Raw genomic sequence first — 22118 nt, 5'->3', positions numbered from 1 at the left:
CTCCCACAGAGTCGCCGATCAGCCCAGGCCGCAGTCGGTGCCGTTCAGCGTGAACCGGTCCGGCCTGCCGCCCCGGTCACCGTCACCGGCCCGGCCGAGGAAGCCGAACTGGGCCGTGCCGTTCGGCCCGAGCCTGCGGTTCCAGTCGGCGGCGGTCACGGTCACCTCCGCGCCGTGCTGGACCTGGGCGCCGTTCCAGAGCTGGGTGATCCGCTGGTCGCCAGGGAACGTCCAGGTGAGCCGCCACCCGTCGATCGCGGACGTGCCGAGGTTGGTGATCCGCACGTCGGCCTGGAAGCCGCCCGGCCACTGCCCGGTGACCGCGTACGCCACGGCGCAGCTCGTGGAGCCGGCGGCTGACGTGGACGGCGACGGTGTGCGGGGCGTGGCCCCCGTACGTCCGGCGCCGGTCTGGAGCAGTCCGACGACCAGCGCAGACAGGCCCAGCGCGGCGACGGCACCGCAGGCGATCAGGACCGGTCGCCGCCTCGCCGCCGGTCCGGCGAGGACTTTGGTCGGCGGGTCGAGGGGCGGTGCCGGCGCCTCCGCTCCGTCCCGTCCACGCGGCGTCTCGGCCACCGGGAGCCCTGCCGCGCGCCGCAGCTGCGCCGCCACCTCCGCCGCCGTGGGACGTTTCCGTGGATCATCGGCCAGGCAGCCGGTGAGCAGGTCGGTGATCCGCGCGGGCACGTCGAGCGGGCGGGCATCCGTCGTGGTCCCGGCGGGCTCGCCGGTGAGCGCGGCCATCAGCGTCACGCCGAGCGAGTAGACGTCGGCGCTCGGCGTAGGGTCCGCACCGGTCCGCAGCTCCGGCGCGACGAACGCGGGCGTGCCGAGCAGCGGGCCGTCATGGCGCGCCGATGCGGTGAAGGCGATGCCGAAGTCCAGGACCTTGACCCCGGTGGGCGTGAGGAAGACGTTCGCGGGCTTGACGTCGCGATGGACCACGCCGAGCGCGTGCGCCGCCGCCAGGGCGTCCGCGAGCTGGGCGCCGACGGCCGCCGCCTCCGGCCAGGGCAGCGGCCCGGCCGCCAGCCGGGCCGCCAGGCTCCCGCCGTCGAGCAGCTCCATCACCACGTACGGCAGGCCGCCCTCCTCGCCGTAGTCGTAGACACCGGTGATGTTGGGATGGGCCAGCCGGGCGGCGGCCTTCGCCTCAAGCCGGAGCCGCCGCGTGAACTCCTCCGGCCAGCCCTCACGCGGCACCTTGACCGCGACGGCGCGTTCCAGGACGACGTCGTCCGCGCGCCAGACGGTCGCCATGCCCCCGGATCCGAGGGGGGCGACCAGCCGGTAGCGTTCGCCGAGAGTCTGGCCGGAGATGAGCATGAACGGGAGCCTATGCCCGGAGCCTCCCGAGGGCAGAGCGCCGTTCCAGCTCGATGTCAGCGCACGCCGTAGAGGTGTTCCAGCGCGAGCTGGTCGAGCCGTTCGAACGCGGCTCCCCGGGCGGCGAGCGTGTCGATGTCCGGCGTGAAGTCGCGGACCGCACGCCAGCCCTCCCCCTCTGTGAGGGTCGGCGTGGCCAGCTCGTCCACCCGCGCGGCGCGCAGCGCCTCGTCGACCTCGGGGTCGGCGCGGAACGCCCGGACCTTCTCGCGCAGGATCAGCCAGTTGCGCATGCAGGCCCGCGCCGACTCCCAGACGCCCGCGTCGTCCTCGGTGCGCGGCGGCTTGAAGTCGAAGTGGATCGGCCCGTCGTAGTCGCTGCCGTCGATGAGGTCGGCCACCCAGAACGCGCCCCGGGCGTTGCCCGCGCCGAAGCGCAGGTCCTGGTCGTAGCGCGGGCCGGTCTGGCCGTTGAGGTCGATGTGGAAGAGCTTGCCCTGCCACAGCGCCTGCGCGAGGCCGTGCGCGTAGTTGAGGCCCGCCATCTCCTCGTGGCCGACCTCGGGGTTGACGCCGACGAGTTCGGGCCGTTCGAGCCGTTCGATGAACGCCAGCGCGTGGCCGACCGTGGGCAGCAGGATGTCGCCGCGCGGCTCGTTCGGCTTGGGCTCGATGGCGAACCGCAGGTCGTGTCCCTGGTCGGTGACGTACTGCCCGAGCACGTCGAAGGCTTCCTTGTAACGGTCCAACGCCACCTGGACGTCCTTGGCCGCGCCGGACTCGGCCCCCTCCCTGCCTCCCCAGCAGACGTACGTCCGGGCCCCCAGCTCGGCGGTCAGGTCGAGGTTGTCCATCACCTTGCGCAGCGCGAAGCGCCGGACGTCGCGGTCGTTGGCGGTGAACGCGCCGTCCTTGAAGATCGGATGCGAGAAGAGGTTGGTGGTGGCCGTGGTGACGACCAGCCCGGTCTCGTCCAGCGCCTTGCGGAAGGCGCTGATCCGCTCGTCGCGTTCGGCGGCGGACGCCTCGAAGGCGAACACGTCGTTGTCGTGGAAGTTGACGCCGTACGCGCCGAGCCCGGCCAGCTCGCGCACCGCGCGTTCGGCGGGCATCGGCGCCCGCGTGCCGGGGCCGAACACGTCGGCTCCCTGCCAGCCCACCGTCCAGATGCCGAACGAGAACCTGTCCTCCGGCCGCGGGGTGTAGTCGTTCACCGGTCTTCTCCTTCAGGTAGACGCGTCGCGGAGCGCCGCGTATCGGGCTCGGACGTCGGAGGCGTCCGCCGGGCCGGCGATGTGCCGGGTCGAGGGCGCCTCCGGCCAGTCCGGCGGCTCGGCCGTCCCGGCCAGCACCCAGGCGGCCTGCCGGGCGGCGCCGAGCGCCACGTACTCCTCGGGCTCGGGAACGATCACGGGCGTCCCCAGGATCGCCGGCGCCAGCGCCCGGACCGCCGCCGACCGTGCGCCGCCACCGATCAGCAACGTCCGCCGCGGCCGTACGCCCTGCCCGGCAAGGTGATCGACCGCATCCGCCAGCGAGCACAGCAACGCCTCGACCGCGGCGCGCGCGAGATTCTCCCGGGTGGCGTTCGCGGTGGTGAGACCGGCCAGCACACCGGTGGCGTCAGGCCGGTCAGGAGTCCGCTCGCCGTCCAGGTAGGGGAGCATCGTCAGCCCGCCCGCCCCGGCCTCGGCCGCCAAGGCCGCCGCCGAAAGCCCGTCCAGGTCGGTGCCGGTGAGCTCGGCCGCCGAAGACAACACCCGCGCCGCGTTCAGCGTGCACACCAGAGGCAGGAACCGCCCGGTCGCGTCGGCGAACCCGGCCACGAACCCACCAGGATCGGCCGCGGGCTTCCCTGCGACCGCGAAGGCCGTCCCCGAGGTCCCGATCGACACGGCCACGTCTCCGTCCCGCAGGCCCAGCCCCAGGGCAGCGCCCATGTTGTCGCCGGTGCCCGGCGCCAGGAGTGCGCCCCACCCGGTCTCCCCCACCGCTTCGCCGGGCGCCGCGACCCTCGGCAACCGAGGCTCGTGGCCCAGTGCGGCGCCCGCCAACTCCGGCAGGTAGCCGCCCGGTGACCAGTACCCCGTCCCGGACGCGTCACCTCGATCGGTGACGTACTCGGACGCGCCGAGCCTCCAGGTCAGCCAGTCGTGCGGGAGCAGCACCGCCGCCGTGCGCCGCGCGTTCTCCGGCTCGTGCTCGGCCATCCAGCGCAGCTTCGTCACCGTGAACGAGGCGACCGGCACGCTCCCCACCCGTTCGGCCCAGAACCGGCGCCCGAACTCCTCCCGAAGGGCGAGGGCCTGCGGAGCCGACCGGGTGTCGTTCCACAACAACGCGGGCCGCACCACCGCGCCGCCCTCGTCCAGCGCGACCATCCCGTGCTGCTGGGCCGCCACTGACACCGCGTCCGCGCGTTCGAGCAGCTCCCGCGCCCGGCCGAGCGCCTCCCACCAGTGCCGGGGATCGCATTCGGTGCCCTCCGGATGCGGCGCCGACGCCCGCGCGACCACGGCGCCGTCCTCGGCGCGGCAGAGCACGACCTTCGTCGACTGCGTGGACGAGTCGACCCCGGCGACCAGCATGACCCTCTCCGATCTGTCGAAGCGCTTCGACTCTAGTCCCGGCGTGACCCACGACACAACAGGTGGAGCTATCCCCACCCCGCCTCCTGGGCTCACCCTCCCGCATCAGGCGGGCTGGGCCCAATGTCCGAGGCACCTGATTCGATCAAGGTTGTGTTCAGCGGCCGAACACGGAGGACGAGGACATGGCGAACCTGACGATCCGCATCCCACGATCCGGGGTGCACCCCCTCCTCACCGAGGTGACGCTCCTGCTCGTGCTGTTCGCCGCGTACAAGTGGGGCCGGACGCTGGTCGAGACCGGGGTCGCCCAGGCCATGGCCAACGCCTCCGGCCTCTGGGACCTGGAACGCACGCTCCGTCTGCCCAACGAGCAGACCCTGCAGAACCTCGTCCTCCACTGGGAGCACACCGCGCTCCTGTCCAACCTCTACTACGTCGGCGTGCACTTCCCCGGCACCGCGGCCCTCCTCGTCTGGCTGTGGATCCGCCACCGCGACCACTACAAGCGCATCCGCACCGAGCTCGTCCTGCTCACCGCCGCGGGCATGGCCGTCCACGTCCTCTTCCCCCTGGCCCCGCCCCGCCTGGCGGGCCTCGGCATGACCGACACCATGCTCACCGTCGGCCCCTCCGCCTACCCGGCCGCCGCCGACGGCATCGCCAACCAGTACGCCGCCATGCCGTCCCTCCACGTCGGCTGGGCCCTCCTGGTCTCGCTCGCCGTCCTGCGCGTCTCCTCCAGCCGCTGGCGCTGGCTCGTCGCGGCGCACGCCCCCGTCACCCTCTTCGTGGTCGTCGTCACCGCCAACCACTACTGGCTGGACGCCCTGGTGGCCGCCGCCCTCCTCACCGCCGCGATGCTCACCACCACCCTGATCCAAGCCCGCCGCCCCGCCCGAGCCACCGACCCCTACACCCTCGCCGCCTGACCCCGACGCCCTACGCTTGGCCCATGAGCGCCCAGCCCCCTCATGCCGAGGATCCGCAGGATCCACAGGTGATCATGCGGCATCTGCCTGAGCGGGAACGCCCCGTGTTCCTGAGGCAGTACCAGGAAGCCGTCGCGGCAGCACGGGACGATCTGGGCGAGTACAAAAAGCTCAAGCGCCTACTCCATCGGTGGAGCCTGGCCGTGGTCGCCACCAATCAACCCGGCTACTACGAGGCCATCGAGGCAGCCAAGTCCGATGCCGGCGCAGCCGACACCGCGGCGTCATCGTCTGAGCGTGGGAATCGTTAGCCTGACGGCATGATCTCTGAGATTGAGCTGGGGCATTTGCGGCGGGCGGTGGAGCTGGCCGGGGAGGCGCTCGCGGCTGGGGACGAGCCGTTCGGATCCGTGCTCGTCTCCGGGGCGGGTGAACGGCTGGCGGAGGACCGTAACCGGGTCGCGGACGGGGATCGGACGCGGCATCCCGAGTTCGAGCTGGCTCGGTGGGCGGCGGCGAACCTGACGCCCGGGGAACGGGCGGAGGCGACGGTTTTCACGTCGGGTGAGCATTGCCCGATGTGCGCGGCCGCTCATGGATGGGTCGGGCTGGGACGCATCGTGTACGCGGCCTCGTCGGCGCAGTTGATGGCATGGCTGGAAGAGATCGGGGTGGGGCCGCCGCCCGTCCGGCCGTTGCCGGTGCGGGAGGTCGCACCGCAGGTGGTCGTCGAAGGGCCGGTCGAGGAGTTCGCGGAGCGGTTGCGGGAGATGCATCGGGCTTGCTTCTCGCGTTAGGCGTGGAAGCGGAGGCGCTGGCCGGGGCGGGCCTGGGCGGCGCGGCCGATGTCGGGGATCGTCACGACCGCTATGACCGGATAGCCGCCGGTCAGGGGGTGGTCGGCCAGGAAGAGCACGGGCGTTCCGGACGGCGGGACCTGGAGGGCGCCGGTGACCATGCCCTCGCTGGGGAGCTCGCCGGTGCGGGCGCGGGTCAGCGGCGGGCCGGTCAGGCGCATGCCCACGCGGTCGATCTGGGCGGTCACCTCGTAGGGGTGCGAGGTGAGGGTGCGGAGGGCTTCTTCGGTGAACCAGTCGGCGCGGGGGCCGAGGGTGATGTGGAGGTCGAGGTCTCCTGCGGGCGGGGGCTGGACGGGGAGGACGTCGATGTTCGGGGGGATGGCCGCTTTGCCTGTGGGGAGGACCGTTCCAGGGGCGAGCGGGGTTCCGAGTTTGGCGAGCGTGTCGGTGGAACGGGAGCCGAGGATGCGCGGTGTTTCGATGCCGCCGCGTACGGCCAGGTAGCTGCGCAGGCCGGTCGGCGGTGTCGCGAGATGGACTTCCGCGCCTTTCGGGATGAAGAACGGGGCGTACGGGGGTTCGGCGCGGCCGTTCACGGTGATGGGGGCCGGGGCGCCTGTCACGATCGCGTAGACGGCGATGTGAGAGTGGAGCGTCAGGCCGCCGAGCGTCACTTCCAGGGCGGCTGCGTCTTCCGCGTTGCCCAGGGCTCGGTTGGCTAGGCGGAGGGCAGCGGGGTCGGCTGCGCCTGAGGCGCCGACACCGAGGGCGGCGTGGCCGGGGCGTCCCAGGTCCTGGACGGTCGAGAACGGACCTGCGGCGATCACTTCGAGGGTCATGCGGCCACGAAGCGCACGCGCGTGCCGGGTCGGAGCAGGGCGGGCGGGTCACGGTCCAGGTCCCAGAGGACGGCGCCGGTACGGCCGATCAGCTGCCAGCCGCCGGGCGAGTCCACGGGGTAGACGCCCGTGAACTCGCCCGCGAGGGCGACCGACCCGGCGGGGACGCGGACACGCGGGGTGGGGCGGCGCGGCACGTTCAGGCCGCCTCCGACGAGGTAGCCGAAGCCCGGCGCGAAACCGGTGAAGGCCACCTGCCAGACGGTGCCGGAGTGAGCCGCGACCAGCTGTTCGGGGGTCAGGCCGGTCAGCTCGGCCACGTCGGCCAGGTCCTCGCCGTCATAGACGACGGGGATCTCGACCGTGCCCGCGGACGTCGCCCCCGAGGGACGTCCGCGGGCCGAACGGATCGCGGCGGTGACGGCCTCGCGGTCCGCCTCCGGCGCCAGGTGAAGGGTCAGCGTGCGGGCCGCCGGGACCAGGTCCACGACGCCGGGCGGCGGGCCGGCCGCCAGGGCGTGGTAGAGGCCGAGCATCTCGTCGAGGCCCGGCAGCTCGACGAGCAGGGCCGCGTCCCCGTTGGGCAGGATGCGCATTCTCAGACCGGTGCCAGGGCGAACGGGGCGATCGTGACGCCCGCCTCGGTCAGCGCCGTGCGGACGGCTCGCGCCAGGTCGACCGCGCCCTGGGTGTCCCCGTGCACGCAGATGGAGTCGGCTCGCACGGGCAGGACGGTGCCGTCGATCGCGACGATCTCGCCCTCGGTGGCCATGCGCAGGCAGCGTTCGGCCACTTCGGCGGGGTCGTGCAGCACAGCGCCCGGCAGCCGGCGCGAGACCAGCGTGCCCTGCGGTGTGTACGCGCGGTCGGCGAAGACCTCGTGCATGACGGGCAGGCCCGCCTGGGCCGCCAGGCGGAGCCACGCCGAGCCGGGCAGGCCGAGCGCGGTCAGGCCGGGCTCGAAGTCGAGCACCGCGTCCACCACCGCCTCGGCCTGCCGCTTGTCGTGGACGATCGCGTTGTAGAGCGCGCCGTGCGGCTTGATGTAGGCGACGCGCGTGCCCGCGACGTCGGCGAACTGCCGGAGGGCGCCGAGCTGGTAGAGCACGTCGTTGGCGAGCTCCGCCGGCGGCACGTCCACGTAACGCCGCCCGAAGCCCGCGAGGTCGCGGTAGCCGGTGTGGGCACCGATCACCACGCCGCGCCGGGCGGCGAGATTGCAGGTGCGGCGCAGGATGGTCGGGTCGCCCGCGTGGAAGCCGCACGCCACGTTTGCGCTGCTCACCACGTCGAGGAGGGCCTCGTCGTCGCCGAGTTCCCAGCGGCCGAAGCTCTCGCCGAGGTCGGCGTTCAGGTCGATGCGCACGGTCACTCCCAGAGGTCGGCGATGCCGGACAGGGCGTTCCAGCCGAGGTAGAGCGAGAGGCACCAGGCCGCGACACCTATGCCGAGCAGCCAGAGCGGGTAGCGGTAGCCGCCGAGCAGGTCGCGGCGCCGGGCGGCCACCCAGAGGATCAGGCCGAGCCCGAAGGGCAGGATCAGGCCGTTGAACGCGCCCGCGAGGATCAGCAGGGTGACGGGCGCCTTGCCGATGGCCAGGTAGATGGCGGTGGAGACCACGATGAACGCGACCACCAGCCAGTTGCGGTTGCGCTCGATCCAGGTGGAGAACGACACCAGGAACGAGACGGAGGTGTACGAGGCGCCGATCACCGACGTGATGGCCGCCGACCACATGATGAGGCCGAAGACGCGCAGCCCGACCTCGCCGCCCGCGTGCTCGAAGGCGGAGGGCGCCGGGTTGGACGCGGCGAGCTTCACGCCGCCCGCCACCACGCCGAGCACCGCCAGGAACAGCAGCACCCGCATCACCGCGGTGATCAGGATGCCGTTGATCGAGCTGCGGGTGATCTGCGCGACGTTCTCCTCGCCCCGTACGCCGGACTCGATCATGCGGTGCGCTCCGGCGTAGACGATGTAGCCGCCGACGGTGCCGCCGATCAGCGTGGTGATGACCAGGAAGTCGACCTCCTCCGGCAGCACGGTCTGGGTGAGCGCGTCGCCGAGCGGCGGCCCGGACACGATCGCCACGTACAGCGTCATGAGGATCATCAGCACGCCGAGCGCGATCACGATCCGGTCCATGGCGACCCCGGCCCGCCGGATCAGGAAGATCGCGACCGCGAACGCCGCGGAGACCGTTCCACCGATCTTGACGTCCAGCCCGAGCAGCGCGTTCAGCCCGAGCGCGCAGCCGGCCACGTTCCCGATGTTGAAGACGATGCCGCCGAAGACGTCGAGCACGGCGAGCAGGTAGCCCGCCCCGGGCAGCACGCTGTTGCCGAGGTCCTGGGCGCGGCGGCCGGACACGCCGACCACGCGCCACACGTTCATCTGGATGGCGATGTCGACCAGCACCGACACCAGGATCGCGAACGCCATGGCGGCGCCCAGCTTGGCGGTGAAGACGGTCGTCTGGGTGATGAAGCCCGGGCCGATGGCGCTGGTGGCCATCAGGAACATGGCGCCGAGCAGCGCGGCACGAGGCGCGGCCGAAGGCGGCTTGACCTGTTCCTTGGTGGTTCCGTCCGTCATGGCTGCTCCTTGGTGGAGAGTCGCGGCCTTTCGCACAGAGTAGGGATTGTTCAACAATCCATCAATCCCCTTGTTGATACATTTTTCGGCCAAAGAGGACTACGCTGGCGGGACACCTTGTCTGACCGGGGGGAAGGAAGGCCGATGACGGCGGCGCCGGAGGCATGGCTCGACAGGATCGCGGCGGCCCGGGACGACCTCGACCGGTCGAGCACGGCCGCGCGTGTCGCCGACCTCCTGCGCGACCAGATCACCGCCGGGCTCCTCGTGCCGGGCGCCCGCCTCCCCGAGGAGGAACTGGGCAAGGCCGCCGGTGTCTCCCGCAACACCCTGCGCGAGTCGTTCCGCCTGCTCGTCAAGGAACGGCTGCTCGTGCACGAGTTCAACCGGGGCGTGTTCGTGCGCACCCTGACCGCCGGCGACGTCGCCGACATCTACCGCGCCCGCCGCATCCTCGAATGCGAGGGCCTCCGGAACGCTGCCACGGCTCCACCCGAAGCTCTGGCACGCCTGGACGCGGCGGTCACCGCGGGCGAACGGGCCGCGGCGGCCGGCGACTGGCCCGAAGTCGGCACGGCCGACATCCGGTTCCACAAGGCGATCGCCGCGCTGTGCGGCAGCCCCCGGGTGGACGAGATGGTGCGCCACCTCCTGGCCGAGCTGCGCCTGGCCTTCCACCAGATGGTCTCGCCACGCGACTTCCACGAGCCGTACCTGGCCCGCAACCGCCAGCTCGTCGACCTCGTCCAGCGTGGCGACACCACCGCCGCCGAACGCGAGCTGCGCGCCTACCTCGACACCGCCGAAGCCCAGCTCATCCGCGCCTACGGCACCTGAGCCGGTCCATCCGGCCCGCTCAGTCCGGGAGGGCGGCCAGGTGGGCACGGATCTCGTCGGCGCTGATCTCTTCGGTCTGGGCGACGGGCAGGTCGCCCAGGAGGACGAGAGCCTGTCGCCACAGGGCTCGGGCCTGCTGATGGTCTCCGAGGTCGCGGTGCGTCCGCGCAAGACCGTGCAGGACATTGACCTCGTCGCTGGGGTGGGCCAGTTCGCGGGCCAGGTCGAGTGCGGCCTGGTGATGGGCCAACGCCTCGTCCGGCTTCCCGTGCGCCTGGCAACTGAGGCCAAGAGCGTGCTGGGCCAGCAGCCGCCCGTTGAGGTCGCCCATGATGAGCGCCAGGTCGAGCGAGCGCCGGAAATCGTCCTCGGCCTTGTCGTGAAGGCCCTGCCTAAGGTGAGCGTGGCCTAGCCCGCGCAGCGCGTTGACCTCACTGAACCGATGGCCGGTGGCCCGAGCGGCGTCCAGAGCACGCTCGTAGGAGTCCGCGGCTCGGCCGTGGAGGCCCTGCTTGAGCTGGATGTGACCGAGGCCCCGGAGCGCGGTGGCTTCTCCTACCCGGTCGCCTGTGGCGTAGGCGATGTCCAGGGCTTGCTGGTAGCAGTCCAGTGCGGCGTCGTTCCTGGCCTGGAGGCGGCGGACGTGCCCGAGGCCGTACAGGGCGTTGAGTTCTCCTTCGTGGTGGCCGATGGTGCGCGCGATCTGCACGGCGCGCTCGAAGTGCTCGGCGGCCTCGTCCGGGAGCACCAGGAGGCGATGTATGTGGCCGAGACCCCACCGTGCCTCCAGTTCGCCCGCTTGGTGACCGATGCCGCGGGCGTGTTCGAGGGCTTGCCGGTAGCAGTCCGCCGCTGTCTCATGCTGGCCCTGCATGAGGTAGATGTGGCCCAGCCCGTGGAGCGCGTTGAGCGCTCCGGTGCGGTGGCCGGTGGCGTCCGCCGTTTCCAACGCCTGCCGGAACGAGGCTTCGGCGAGGGCGTAGTTGCCCTTGAACCATTCGGCGTAACCGAGGCGCCACGACGCTTCGATCTCGCCGGTGCGGTCACCCATCTCCCGGGCCGTCCGGAGAGCGTGGGAGTGGAGTTCGGCCGCCCGGGTGTAGTCGGCGCGGGTTCGCAGGTGGCGATGCAGGATCGTGGACAGCCGAAGGGTGTGGTGCGGCTTGCCGTGGCCGGAGCAGTGCGCCGCCGCCAGCAGGTTGGTGAGCTCGTCGTCCAGCCACGCCGCCGCTCGCGGCTTCTCGCCGATGTCCGGTGTCGGTCCTGGGGCGTCGCACACGCGCGGCAGGTTGTCGGCGTCGTGCGGGTAGACGACGTTCATCGCGAACGAGGCGGTGTGGGTGTAGTGGTCGAGGAGCCGGGTCAGCGCGGCCCGCCGTTCGGGTTCGGTCTCCTCGCGGGCGGCGGCCTGAGCGGCGTGGGCCCGCAGCAGGTCGTGGAAGCGAAACCGGCCGGCCGCCGGCTCCTCAAGCAGATGCTCGTCGACGAGGTCGTCCAGCAGCCGCACTGTCTCGGCCAAGGCGGTGCCGGCGAGGGCAGCGGCGGCGTAGGCGTCGATGTCCGGCCCGGGAGGCAGGCTCAGAAACCGGTAAAGGCGCTGCCGAGGCGGGTCGAGCTGGTGGTAGGAGAGGTCGATGGCGACGCTGACGCTGCGCCGGCCCGCATGCAACTCGGCCAGCCGGTGCTCGTGGTCGCGCAGCCGCTGCGCCAGATGGGCGGCGGTCCACCCGGGCCGCGACCGGAGCCGGGCCGCCGCGGTGCGCACGGCCAGCGGGAGCCGGCCGCACAACTCGGCGATCTCAGCGACGAGGTGGCGCGGGTGGTCGTGGCCGGCGATCCGGGTGAACAGGATCACCGCGTCCTCCAGCGGCAGCACGTCCAGCGACAGCGGCCGTACGTCGTCGAGGTCGGTCAGGCGGACCCGGCTGGTGATGAGCACGAGACAGCCGGGGGCGCCCGGCAGCAGCGGCCGGACCTGTCCTTCGGAGACGGCGTTGTCCAGCAGGATCAACATGCGCTTGTCGGCCAGCCGGGTGCGGTACAGGGCGGCACGGCCCTCGCCGGAGGGCGGGATCTGCTCGCCCGGCACTCCCAGTCCGCGCAGCATCCCGTCGAGCGCGTCGACGGGGTCGACCGGCGCCATGCCCTGGGTGAAGCCGTGCAGGTCCACGAAGAGCTGCCCGTCGGGGAACCGGGAGGCCAGCCGGTGGGCGGCATGGACGGCCAGGGCGGTCTTGCCGACACCGGCCATACCGTCGATCGCGCTGATCACCACCGCGGGCGGCGCGTCACCGGCGAGGCTGTCGCGTTCGAGCTGGTCGAGCTCGGTGTTCCGCCCGGTGAAGGTGGTCAGATCGGCCGGCAGCTGCCGGGGCGCGGGCTCGGCGGGGCCCGTGCCCGGGCCTGGGCCCGCGCCCTGCCCGGCCGCCAGGCCGGGATCGCCGCGAAGCATGGCGACGTGCAGTTCCCGCAGCTCGGGCGGCGGATCCAGGCCGAGGTCCTCGCGCAGCCGCCGCCGCATCGCCTGGTAGACCTCCAGGGCATCGGCGGTACGACCGGCGCGATGCAACGCGAGCATCAGCGCACCGGTCAGGCGGGGCCGGTTCGGATGCTCGGCGACGAGCGCGAGCAGCTCGTGCAGGACCGCGTGATGGCGGCCGAGGCGTAGCCGTGCCTCCACCAGGTCCTCCGTGGCGTTCAGCCGCGACTCTTCCAGACCACCGGCGAGCTGGGCACGCGCCTGCTCGTCGCCGGCGCCGGTCAGAGCCGGGCCGCGCCACAGCGCCAGCGCCCGGCCGAGCAGCGTCACCCGGTGCTCGTCGTCGGAGCCGGCGCGCGCCTCGGCGGCCAGTGCCCGGAACCGGTGCACGTCGATGCGCCCGGGGTCGCAGCGCAGGACATAGCCCGAGCGCCCGCGCTCGATCCTGATCCCGTGGTCGGCCGCACCTGTCTTGGCCAGCGTGGTCCGCAGGCCGCTGACATACGTGTGGACCATCCCGCGGGCCGTCGGGGGCGGGCCCTGCGGCCACAGCAGCCGGATCAGCCGCTCGGTGCCCACCTCCTGGTTCACCTCAAGGCAGAGCACGGCCAGCAGGAGCCGCTGCTTGCGCACACCGATGTTGACCGGTCGGCCGGCGACGCTCGCGCGTACGGGTCCCAGCAGAAAGAACTCCATCCGGACCTCCCCGGGGGGCCGGGCGCGTTCCGCCCGCAGGCGGGCAACGGATCTTCCCAGTGAACCATGGGAAGAATTGATCGCAAGGCAACGTAAAGATCGATGTTGAGAACGCCCGGCCACTATGGGGCCTGAGCAGATTTCGGCTCGTACGCCAAGCGATGATGGGGCACCGAAATGTCGTTCGTCGGCCGCGGTCCCGAGCTTTCCTTTCTAGGGGCGCAGCTGGAGCCGGCTCGCCTGGGCGAACCGCGGCTGGTGTCGGTCGAAGGGCCGCCGGGGATCGGTAAAACCGCGTTGGTCCAGCACTTTCTTCGTACGGCCGAAGAGGTTCGCGTGCTGCGTGCGGTCGGCGATGAGAACGAGACGTCGCTGGATTATGGCGTGCTGGCCCAGCTCGCCGGTCAGCTTCCGGCGGCGGTGTCCGGCTCGCTTGCGGCGCTCACGGCGCCCTACCGCGATGACGCCGAGGGGACCAGCCCGATATCGGCGGGCTGGGCTCTGCTGGAGATGCTCGGCGACGTCCAGGGCGACCGTCCGATCGTCGTGGTGGTCGATGACGCGCACTGGGCCGACGCCGCCTCCGTGCAGGCCCTGACCTTCGCGTTCCGGCGGAGCCCGGCCGGCCGGGTCCTCGCGATCGTCATCACCCGAGGCGCGACCGGCCCGCCCCCGCCGGCGGCGCTGCGCCGGCTGATGACCAATGACAGCGCGTTGCGGCTCCGCCTGGGCGGTCTCGGGCCTGCCGACGTTCGCGCGCTGAGCGGCCACCTCGGCGGGACGGCGCTGTCCCCGCACGCGGCGTCCAGGCTGCACGCGCATACCGGCGGGCATCCGCTCCATGTCCGCAGCCTGCTGGAGGAGAATCCGGCAGAGGTGCTCGGCGACCTGTCCGTGCCGTTGCCGGCGCCGCGTTCGTACGCACGGCGTGTACTCGGACGTCTGGCGGACCTCCACGAGGATTCCCGCGACCTCGTGGTGGCGGCGAGCGTTCTGGGGTTGGCGTCCTCGCTCTCGGCAGCCGCCGATCTCGCAGGGGTCGACGATCCGCTGCACGCCCTTGAGAACGCCGTGGTGGCCGGGCTGCTGACCGAGCGGCCTGCACGCGGCGGCCTTGAGATCTGTTTCGCGCATCCGCTGACGCATGCCGCGGTGTACCACGGCCTCGGTCCGGCCCAGCGCGTCCAGCTCCATCTCCTGGCGGCGAAGCTGGCCGGTGGCGAGGCGGACCGGTTGCGCCATCGCGTACGGGCGGCCGACCTGCCCGATCAGGGCCTGGTGTCCGAGCTCGTCGAGGCGGGCCGGGGCGCCGCGGCCACCGGCCGGTGGGCGGAGGCCGCGGAGCGGCTGTCGCACGCGGCCCGGCTCGCCGTCACCGATGAGCAACGGGCACGGCTGACCGCGGAGGCCGTGGAGGCGTCGCTGTGCGACGGCCGGATCGCCGAGGCGACCGCGCTGATCGCCGGCCTGGACCTCGATGCCGACTCCTGCGTGCGCCGGTACGCGCTGGGCGCTCTGGCCACCGCCACCGGGCGGGCACGCGAGGCGGCGACCCTGCTGGCCGACGCCTGGGAACGCTGCGACCCGGACGAGGACCCGGAGCCGGCGGCGCGGATCGCCGAACAGCGGACGTTCACCTCGCTCATGCGGGGCCACGGCGAGGACGGCCTGCGCTGGGCCGAACGGTCGCGCGCCCTCGCGCCGAAGCGCCGGGCCGCCGATCTCTTCGCGACCGGTCATCTCCTCTGCCTGGTCGGACGCGGCGAGATCGAGCGTGCGTTGCGGATCACCGCGTGCCTGCCCGCCCCGGCCGTGGCGACCGCCGAGGAACTGGACGCGCTGCTCGGCCGTGGCCTGCTCCTGGCGCTGACCGATGACCTGGAGCGGGCCGTGTACGAGCTCTCCGATGTCGTGGCCGCGTCCGCCCAGCGGTCGGCGCCGTTCCGGCTGGCGGCCACGGCCTTGCTCGGCTTCGCCGAATACCGCCTCGGCCGCTGGGACGACGCCGCCGTGCACGCCGAGACGGCGACCTCGCTCGCCGGCGACATGGGCCGGATCTGGGTCACCGCCGTCGCGCACGGGATCGCCGCACTGGTGCCCGCCGCCCGTGGTCAGGACGAACAAGCCGCCGCTCACCTCCGCGCCGCGCGCGACATGGCCGATCACGGCGTGAGCGTCGGTATGCTCGCCGCGGCCACCGGACAGGCGCACCTCGCCGCCGCCCACGGCGACGCCCACGGTCTCGCGACCGAGCTGGCGCCCTTGCTCGAACTGGGCGAGCGAGCCCTCGATCCCGCGGTCCTGCCTTGGCATGACCTCGTCGTCGACGGTCTCATCACCATGGGGCAGCTCGATCGTGCCGAGGCCGCGCTCGTTCCCTACGAGAAACTGGCCGCCGCCCATCAACGCCGCTCCGCACTGGCCGCCGCGATGCGCGTACGGGGCAACCTGGAGGCAGCACGCAACGCCCCCGAGGCGGCGGCGGCCGCGTACCGTTCAGGCCTTCAGCACGCGGCGTCCGTGCCCTGCCCCTTCGACAGAGCGCGGCTCGACCTGGACTACGGCGCGTTTCTCCGCCGCCGCGGGAAGCGCACTATCGCGGCCGAACGGCTCCAGGCGGCGAGGGTGAGCCTCGAACTTCTGGACGCCGCGCCCTATCTGGAACGCTGTGACAGGGAACTCGCCGCCTGCGGGCAACGCCGGTCCGGCGGCGCGGGGGCGCACCCGGCGCGGCTGACCGCCCGGGAACGCGCGGTCGCCCGCCTCGTCGCGGACGGGATGACCAACCAGCAGGTCGCCAGGAGGCTGGTGGTCAGCGTCAAGACCATCGAATACCACCTCGGCAACGTGTACACCAAGCTCGACGTGCACTCGCGCGCCGGCCTCGCCGCCAAACTGACGGCGAGCATCCGAGCCGATGAATGCTAGGCGACTCCCATGTAGGTCAGATAGGAGTCGCGCATGACGCGGCGGCGCAGCTTTCCGCTGGTCGTCTTCTCGATGGAACCGCGCGGGACGATACGAACGTCTCTCAGCCCGATACGGCAGCTCTCCGCCACGGCGTCCCTGATGGCGCGTTCAAGCCCCGGTACGGCATCGGCATGGTCGCCGGCCGCGCCGGCCGGCTCGGCCATGACGACGACGCGCTCTCTTCCTCCCGCGTCGTCCACTCTGAACGCGACCACCCGGCCTCGCCGTACACCGGCGACATTCGCGACGACGTCCTCGACATCCTCCGGCGGGATATTGCGCCCAGCGACGTTGAGCATGTCCTTACTCCGGCCGCGCAGATACAACTCTCCGTTGTGGAGGTAGCCGATATCGCCGGTAGCCAGCCAGCCGGAATCGAGAAACTCCTCCGCCTTCATGGTCTCGGCGCCGTACGCCTCCCGGAACAGCGACGGCGACTTGACGTAGACCTCGCCAATGCCGTCGCCGGGGCCGGCGGAGGGCCGATCCGGCTTGCCCACGCGGACGTCAACGCCATCGAGCGGCGGACCGCAGCTGACGTCGAGGCGCTCGCCCGTCCGCCGCACCGCCGCCAGTCCGCTGCCCGGCCGGCACATCGTCACGGCTAGGGTCGCCTCAGCGAGTCCGTAGCACCCGGAGACGACGTCGGGGTCAAGCCCGAGCGGCGCGGCGGCGGCCGTGAAGCTCGTCAGGTCCCCGGCCCGCACCAGCTCGGCACCGCAGAACGCGGCGCGCACCGAGCCGAGATCGATGCCGTCGTCCCTGCTGAGGCATCGCGCCGCCGCCCGGTACGCGGCGTTCGGCGCGCACAGCAGGGTCCCGCCGTACCGCCCTGCCGCCGCCATCCAGAGATGCGGTCTGCTCGCGTACACCTCGGTCGGCACGTAGACGGCGTCGGCCCCGAGCAGCGCGGGCAGGAGCAGCATGCCGAAGAGCCCCATGTCGTGATAGAGGGGCAACCACGAGACGAACCGGTCATGGCGGTGCGCACCGATCCGCGTGCTGATCGCCCGGAGGTTGGCCTCGATGCCGCCGCTGCCGAGGCCCAGCACCTTCTGCCCGCCCGTGGTGCCGGAACTCAGCTGCAGCACGGCGATCTCAGAAGCGGCGGCGGGCTCGACGGTGCGCACGCCAGAGGCCGCGTTCTCCAGTGCGGCCACGGTCGTTGTACGGATTCCAGATGCCCGGCCGAAGGGCTCCGCGCTGGGCTCGGCCATGATGACCAGCCCCGCCCTGCTGAGGAGATGCTCGTTCGCCGGCACCGGGCCTTTGCGGCGTCGATGGTGCGCCGGTGGCACGACCGCGACAGGGCGGCCGGTGAAGAGCACCGCGAATATGGCCACGATGGTCTCTGGTGAAAGGGAGCCGACGACCGCCACCGGGCGCCGGTACGGGCCGGTCAAGGCTCGCAGGCCGCAGGCGGCTCGTTCGGCCCGGTCAAAGAGGTGGCGCCACGGCACCGCGAGCGCCACTTCTCCCCGCTCGCCGACAAATGACACGCGCCCCTCGGACTCGCGAGCCGTCTCCGCCAGCGAGAGCCCGATGCCCTTGAGCGCGGACGCGGACCTGCCCTCCATTCCCCGCCTTCATTCCCGGCCGGGTCGCCGGACCGCGCTCGTCGCCGAGACGTACTGATCGAACAGATCGTGCAGCGTGCTGTCCGGACCGAGTTCCAGCCTCTCCACGCAGGTGCCGAGGTCGGCGAGAATCGCGCTGATCTCGACGAGGTCGAACGAGTCCAGGCCGAGATCCTCGACCAGCCGGTCCGACAGCCGCCATTCCCGGATCGGCTCGATGCTCATTCCGCGGAACAGCCACGCCACGAACGTCTCGGCCTGTGCCAGGTCCCCGTTGAGCGTCGTCATGACCCGACCTCCGCCTTCTCCGCGTCGCCCAGCCTGCGCAGCAGCGGGCGCCCGAACTCCGTCCACGCCTCCCGGTAGATGGCGATGATGTACTGGTGCCAGTACGTGCCGTCGTAGTAGTGGTGATCCCGGAGAACACCCTCGACCTCGAACGCCGAGGTCCCGAGATGCGCGAACGTGGCGAAGCTGAACTCGACCGACTCCAGGTAGATCTTGCGGAACCGCCACACCCGGAAGCAGTAGTCGATGAGCAGGGCCGTCGCTTCCAGCCCCGTCCCGTTGTGCCGGTGTTCCGGCAGCATCGTCACGCCGACCCCCGCATGCCCGCTGTGCTGGTCGGGGTTCAGCGCGACCACCCAGCCGATCGCCTCCTGCGTCGGGCGGTGCACGGCGACGAACTGGACGAGCACTCCCTCCCAGAGCTGGTTGCGGAAGTGCTCGAACGGAGGCACCACCCCGGAGAACCTCCATCGGTAACCCGACGCCGGATCGGTCGACAGGTGATAAAGGAGGGGAAGGTCACCGTCGTTCACCGGCCGCAGCAGGATCCGCGAGGTGGCCATGGAGTCGGTGAGCGACGAGGCATGGCGCGGAGTCGGCATCGTCATCCCGATGCCCCCTTCCCGGCGGTGGCCGCCAGCTCGCTGACCTCGCTGACGATGACGTCGAGCTCGTACGACGACTCCACCGGCCCGGCCGCGACCACCGTGCCGTCGGGCGAGATGATCGCCGCGGCCGGGGTCGGGATCGTCGCGAGGGCGCCGGGGCCGAGTCGCACGCCGGCGTCCTCGGGCAGCCGGGCCCACGCGGGGTCCTCCGCGGGCCAGACATCGGTGATGACCATCGCGTGCGCCGGGCCGGCCTCCTCGGCGAGATCCTTCCAGCGCTCGACGGTGCCCCGGCAGAACGCGCAGTCCGCGTCGAGGGCGAGCGCCAGGGTCCAGGTGCCGGCGGGGATCAGGGGCGCGAACTCGGCCGGCACGGGCTCGCCGGCCTTCAGCCCGGCCAGGCCGTCGTGAGAGTGGTCCGCGTGGTCCCGGGCATGCTCCGCGGCCATCGAGGTCTTGATCAGCCGCGCCTCGTCCTCGACCTCGGTGAGCCGCTTGCCCAGGCGCAGCACCGCGCCGATGGCCACGACCACGCCTATGCCCAGGATGATCAGCGTAACTTCAGTCACGTACGAACACCTTCCGCACGCCTGCCAAGGCGATGTAGGTCGCGGCGACGGCGATACTCAGGCTCACCGGCCAGGCCTGTTCCCGCCATGGCCCGGGCGCGACGACGGCGCCCGTGGCCCAGGCCAGGATCACGCCGGCCAGCGCGGCGTTCCTCCAGCTGCTCGTCAGATACGAATCGGTTCGCTTCCCGAAGCAGCTGCAGCCGGTGCCGACGGCCCGGCCGCGCGCGATGAATGGAATGGACGCCAGAAGATAGGCGAGCGCCAATGCGGCACCCAGCCGGGGGGCGGCGATCAGCGCCCCGGCCACGAGCAGATCGGCGCCGATTATCAGCCGCACGAATCTGCGCGTCGCCCAGATGAATCCGAGATCCGCCAGCCATTGTTCGGTTTCTCCCGGATCCATGATCTTGCGGATCGCCGCCCAGCCGAACACGATGGCCGGTACGATCACCAGAATCGCGCTCAATTGCCGAACACCTCCGCCGTGGCCCCTGAGGCCGCCAGGACGTCCTCGATTCTGACGGCCTCGCCGCGGATCAGTGATCTGCGCAGCGGGGCTGTCAGGCCGTCCGGCCTGATGACCAGATGACCGTCCGCCAAGACCAGCCAGAGACGCCTGCTGTATCTGCCCGAATGCGACAGCGCCTCGATGAGGAAGCAGAAAGTCTCGAAAGGCGGCTTGGCCCGGTAGACCGCGATTCGCCCATGCTCACTGACCCAGGAGTCATAGAGGCTGTCGCGGTCCGGCGCCGGCCGTCCGGCCCGGCGCGGCCACCCGGCCGGTGGCGCGAGAAGGTTGCGCATGGCCATGACAGTCGGCCTCAGGTGCAGGCACAGGCGTCGCAGCCGGCGTATTGGTTGCGCTTGGCGTCAAGCCTGTTGCGCATATCGATTCCGGCCTGGTTGAAATAGTCGCTGGCCGCGCCGCCATTGCCGGTGAGATTCGTGCCCGGGCACACGGTGCTCGTTCCCGGGGTGTCGCAGGGCGTTTCGAAGGCGCACCAGCGATGTGGCTTGATCTTCCCCGGACCCGACGGAATTCCCGTGTGCGCCCAGATGTAACCGACGGCGCATTCCTGGGCCGTCGTCGGGTAGGCGTTCCCGGTATTGCCGCTGCAGCCGCCGAAGCATCCGGTCAGGGCGATTCCCGTCGAATTGCAGTTGCAGGATCGTCCGTGGCAGCCGGGAGATTCGAACTTCCTCCCGCCCGGATAGATGGTGCCGTCCGCGAGGACCTGGAAGTCGTACCCGATCGTCGAGCAGTCCGACGGCGCGGTGTGGTTGGTCGTGTCGCTGCTGGCCGTGGCCGTGTGGTGCAGGGTGATGTAGCCCTTGCGCGCTATCCCGTCCCAGTGGGTCATCGTCAGTTCCGTCCTGCTTGTGCCCTATAGCGAGCGATCTGGTTGGGTACGGGTACATCTCCCCAGGTGGCGATCTCCTTTCGCTGGGCAGTCGACAGCCGGGCCATCCCGCGCTTCAGCCGCGGCGCCCGCTCGACTTTCTCGGGCCTGCCGTTGTGCGGTGCGGTCTTCTGCCCGCTCATGACCATCGAGTCCTCACACGGAATGAGGCCCTTCATATACCGGTCAGGGTCCTTCGACGTGGCCGGGGACGCCTGCGCGGTGCCGGTGTGCGCGTGCAGCGCGACAGCGGCGGGTGCGAAGGCGGCGAAGGCCAGGAGCCGTCGCCTGGTGGCTCGATCAGCGTCCGACATGGTTCCCTTCCTGTTCTTGTCCGTTGGGTCGCCCGCCCAGGACCGAGTCGAGATGGACCAGGGTCGGAATGAACGCCGACACCTTGCCCTGAAGAGCGATGCGACCCTCGTCGATAAATGACTCCGCGCTTGAGAAATCGCCTCCTGTCAGCAGGTCTTCGAGAGCTGCGGCGTCCCCCGTTATGGAGAGGTCGGCGAACAGGCCACGGCCTCTGCTGAGTCGCACCCGGCCACGGCGATCGACCTTGAGCCGGCCTTTGACTTCGCCGTCGGGAGAACTGAAGCGGATGCGGAGCGGTGGAACGGGCTGCGGTGGCCGTCCGCTCAACGCGCGGTTCACGCCGCGGAGCCGGCGTCTCGTGAACGCCCCCGAAGAAGCGGTTGCAGATCGCCAGGTCACGAGGCTCGCACCCCCATTTCCAGGTGGCCGTATGCGCAGTCACGCTACGCGTACGGACCTGGGGGCGGCCCCAGGGACGAGCCCAGGGATTGCCCTAGCCGGTCCCGTATGGAAACAACGGAAACTCGCCCGGGTGCTTATGGGGCGTAGTTCATGACGTGGTCGTGGAGCAGCTGGGGGGCGGCGGGGTCGCCGCGGCGGAAGGCCTCGATGAGCTGGGCGTGCTCGGCGGATTTGGAATAGATCTCGGTGCGGTGGATGCGCAGGGAGAGGGTCGTCCAGAGTTCGATGCCCAGGGACTCCCAGACCGAGATCAGGAGGCGGTTGCCCGCGGCTTCGACGATCTCGCGGTGGAAGTCGATCGACAGGCGCATCTGGGCTTGGAGATCGTCGGTCTCCGCCGCTTCGGCCAGGCGCTGGTTCTGGGCTTCCAGGGCGTCGAGGCGTCCGGCGAGGTGCGGGAGGGCCAGTTCGACGGCGGTGCGCTCCAGGCCGGCGCGGACGGGGAAGATCTCGGCAAGGTCCTCTTCGGTGAACGCGCGGACCCGGGCGCCGCGGTTGGGCAGCGACTCGATCAGGCGGAGGGCCTCAAGCTGGCGGAGGGCCTCGCGAACCGGGCCCTGGCTGACCCCGAGCTCGGTGGCGATGCGGCGTTCGACGATGCGCTCACCGGGCGCCCAGCGGCCCGTGGAGATCCCGTCCACGATGAATTCGCGGATCTGGTGGGAGAGTCCTGCGCGCAGCAGCGGAGCGTCGGTCGCGGCGTTCACGCAGTACATCGTAGAGGTACGGCCAGAAGTGACTCTTGACACACGGGGTTAGAATCATATGATCGATCATTGATCAATGATGATCGATGAGTGGCCGGTGATCCCGCGCCACGCCCCTCGCAGG

General features: G+C 71.4%; 23 protein-coding genes. 5 read left to right on the top strand and 18 right to left on the bottom strand.

What is annotated here, in order from left to right; all coding sequences use genetic code 11:
• Positions 1 to 18 precede the first annotated feature (18 nt).
• From ABD333_RS09630 to xylB, 3 genes are read right to left on the bottom strand one after another with little or no spacing between them, the layout of a single operon-like run.
• Positions 19 to 1329 carry a protein kinase domain-containing protein gene (locus ABD333_RS09630; RefSeq protein WP_344539763.1) on the bottom strand — a complete coding sequence of 437 codons (1311 nt, stop codon included), beginning with the start codon at positions 1327 to 1329 and terminating at the stop codon, positions 19 to 21.
• A gap of 56 nt (positions 1330 to 1385) precedes the next feature.
• Positions 1386 to 2543 (bottom strand): xylose isomerase, encoded by a 1158-nt coding sequence (gene xylA / locus ABD333_RS09625; protein WP_344539762.1) that lies wholly within the window; start codon positions 2541 to 2543, stop codon positions 1386 to 1388.
• 12 nt (positions 2544 to 2555) lie between these two features.
• Positions 2556 to 3917, bottom strand: coding sequence for a xylulokinase (gene xylB, locus ABD333_RS09620; RefSeq protein ID WP_344539760.1), 1362 nt, complete (start codon positions 3915 to 3917; stop codon positions 2556 to 2558).
• A 185-nt stretch (positions 3918 to 4102) separates the two neighbouring features.
• On the opposite strand from xylB, the gene ABD333_RS09615 reads away from it, so the two are divergent.
• From ABD333_RS09615 to ABD333_RS09605, 3 genes are read left to right on the top strand one after another with little or no spacing between them, the layout of a single operon-like run.
• Entirely contained in the window at positions 4103 to 4849 is a 747-nt protein-coding gene (locus ABD333_RS09615) for a phosphatase PAP2 family protein (RefSeq protein ID WP_344539758.1), read from the top strand.
• Positions 4850 to 4872: 23 nt separating this feature from the next.
• A complete protein-coding gene (locus ABD333_RS09610) occupies positions 4873 to 5160 on the top strand; it encodes a DUF6247 family protein (protein WP_344539756.1) in 288 nt (95 codons plus the stop codon).
• 9 nt (positions 5161 to 5169) lie between these two features.
• Positions 5170 to 5646 carry a nucleoside deaminase gene (locus ABD333_RS09605; protein ID WP_344539754.1) on the top strand — a complete coding sequence of 159 codons (477 nt, stop codon included), beginning with the start codon at positions 5170 to 5172 and terminating at the stop codon, positions 5644 to 5646.
• Here ABD333_RS09605 and ABD333_RS09600 read toward each other — a convergent pair.
• From ABD333_RS09600 to ABD333_RS09585, 4 genes are read right to left on the bottom strand one after another with little or no spacing between them, the layout of a single operon-like run.
• The gene (locus ABD333_RS09600) at positions 5643 to 6488 is read right to left on the bottom strand and encodes a 5-oxoprolinase subunit C family protein (RefSeq protein ID WP_344539752.1); all 846 of its coding nucleotides are present in this window, start codon (positions 6486 to 6488) and stop codon (positions 5643 to 5645) included. The two genes, ABD333_RS09605 and ABD333_RS09600, sit on opposite strands and share 4 nt — an antisense overlap.
• A complete protein-coding gene (locus ABD333_RS09595; RefSeq protein ID WP_344539750.1) occupies positions 6485 to 7084 on the bottom strand; it encodes a 5-oxoprolinase subunit B family protein in 600 nt (199 codons plus the stop codon). Before ABD333_RS09595 ends, ABD333_RS09600 begins: the two co-directional genes overlap by 4 nt.
• A 2-nt stretch (positions 7085 to 7086) precedes the next feature.
• Positions 7087 to 7854 (bottom strand): LamB/YcsF family protein, encoded by a 768-nt coding sequence (locus ABD333_RS09590; RefSeq protein ID WP_344539748.1) that lies wholly within the window; start codon positions 7852 to 7854, stop codon positions 7087 to 7089.
• A 2-nt stretch (positions 7855 to 7856) separates the two neighbouring features.
• A complete protein-coding gene (locus ABD333_RS09585; RefSeq protein ID WP_344539746.1) occupies positions 7857 to 9083 on the bottom strand; it encodes an NRAMP family divalent metal transporter in 1227 nt (408 codons plus the stop codon).
• Positions 9084 to 9227: 144 nt separating this feature from the next.
• Between ABD333_RS09585 and ABD333_RS09580 the strand changes: the two genes are divergently transcribed.
• On the top strand, positions 9228 to 9920 hold the full coding sequence (locus tag ABD333_RS09580) for a GntR family transcriptional regulator (RefSeq protein ID WP_344539745.1): 693 nt from the start codon (positions 9228 to 9230) through the stop codon (positions 9918 to 9920).
• 19 nt (positions 9921 to 9939) lie between these two features.
• On the opposite strand, the gene ABD333_RS09575 is transcribed toward ABD333_RS09580, so the two are convergent.
• Positions 9940 to 13095, bottom strand: coding sequence for an AfsR/SARP family transcriptional regulator (locus ABD333_RS09575; RefSeq protein ID WP_344539743.1), 3156 nt, complete (start codon positions 13093 to 13095; stop codon positions 9940 to 9942).
• Between the two features lie 177 nt (positions 13096 to 13272).
• Between ABD333_RS09575 and ABD333_RS09570 the strand changes: the two genes are divergently transcribed.
• Positions 13273 to 16023 (top strand): helix-turn-helix transcriptional regulator, encoded by a 2751-nt coding sequence (locus tag ABD333_RS09570; protein ID WP_344539741.1) that lies wholly within the window; start codon positions 13273 to 13275, stop codon positions 16021 to 16023.
• On the opposite strand, the gene ABD333_RS09565 is transcribed toward ABD333_RS09570, so the two are convergent.
• From ABD333_RS09565 to ABD333_RS09520, 10 genes are all read right to left on the bottom strand, one after another.
• Positions 16020 to 17642: an AMP-binding protein gene (locus ABD333_RS09565; RefSeq protein ID WP_344539740.1), complete on the bottom strand. Its 1623-nt coding sequence runs from the start codon at positions 17640 to 17642 to the stop codon at positions 16020 to 16022. The two genes, ABD333_RS09570 and ABD333_RS09565, sit on opposite strands and share 4 nt — an antisense overlap.
• Positions 17643 to 17651: 9 nt before the next feature.
• A complete protein-coding gene (locus tag ABD333_RS09560; protein WP_344539738.1) occupies positions 17652 to 17930 on the bottom strand; it encodes a hypothetical protein in 279 nt (92 codons plus the stop codon).
• Positions 17927 to 18538 (bottom strand): GNAT family N-acetyltransferase, encoded by a 612-nt coding sequence (locus ABD333_RS09555; RefSeq protein ID WP_344539736.1) that lies wholly within the window; start codon positions 18536 to 18538, stop codon positions 17927 to 17929. Before ABD333_RS09555 ends, ABD333_RS09560 begins: the two co-directional genes overlap by 4 nt.
• Positions 18535 to 19107, bottom strand: coding sequence for a hypothetical protein (locus ABD333_RS09550; protein ID WP_344539734.1), 573 nt, complete (start codon positions 19105 to 19107; stop codon positions 18535 to 18537). Before ABD333_RS09550 ends, ABD333_RS09555 begins: the two co-directional genes overlap by 4 nt.
• Positions 19100 to 19576 carry a MauE/DoxX family redox-associated membrane protein gene (locus ABD333_RS09545; RefSeq protein ID WP_344539732.1) on the bottom strand — a complete coding sequence of 159 codons (477 nt, stop codon included), beginning with the start codon at positions 19574 to 19576 and terminating at the stop codon, positions 19100 to 19102. Before ABD333_RS09545 ends, ABD333_RS09550 begins: the two co-directional genes overlap by 8 nt.
• Positions 19573 to 19914, bottom strand: coding sequence for a hypothetical protein (locus ABD333_RS09540; protein WP_344539730.1), 342 nt, complete (start codon positions 19912 to 19914; stop codon positions 19573 to 19575). The genes ABD333_RS09545 and ABD333_RS09540 overlap by 4 nt, the downstream gene beginning before the upstream one ends.
• Before the next feature lie 17 nt (positions 19915 to 19931).
• Positions 19932 to 20471: an N-acetylmuramoyl-L-alanine amidase gene (locus ABD333_RS09535; protein WP_344539728.1), complete on the bottom strand. Its 540-nt coding sequence runs from the start codon at positions 20469 to 20471 to the stop codon at positions 19932 to 19934.
• Positions 20472 to 20473: 2 nt separating this feature from the next.
• Complete coding sequence (locus tag ABD333_RS09530) at positions 20474 to 20824, bottom strand: hypothetical protein (RefSeq protein ID WP_344539727.1); 351 nt, start codon at positions 20822 to 20824, stop codon at positions 20474 to 20476.
• Positions 20811 to 21164, bottom strand: a complete 354-nt coding sequence (locus ABD333_RS09525; protein ID WP_344539726.1) for a hypothetical protein — start codon at positions 21162 to 21164, stop codon at positions 20811 to 20813. Before ABD333_RS09525 ends, ABD333_RS09530 begins: the two co-directional genes overlap by 14 nt.
• Positions 21165 to 21361: 197 nt before the next feature.
• Positions 21362 to 21994, bottom strand: a complete 633-nt coding sequence (locus ABD333_RS09520) for a GntR family transcriptional regulator (protein WP_344539724.1) — start codon at positions 21992 to 21994, stop codon at positions 21362 to 21364.
• Between the last annotated feature and the right edge of the window lie 124 nt (positions 21995 to 22118).

It is taken from the genome of Actinomadura fulvescens (genome assembly GCF_039533225.1).
GTDB classification, from domain to species: domain Bacteria; phylum Actinomycetota; class Actinomycetes; order Streptosporangiales; family Streptosporangiaceae; genus Spirillospora; species Spirillospora fulvescens.
This window is presented reverse-complemented; position numbering and strand designations above follow the sequence as displayed.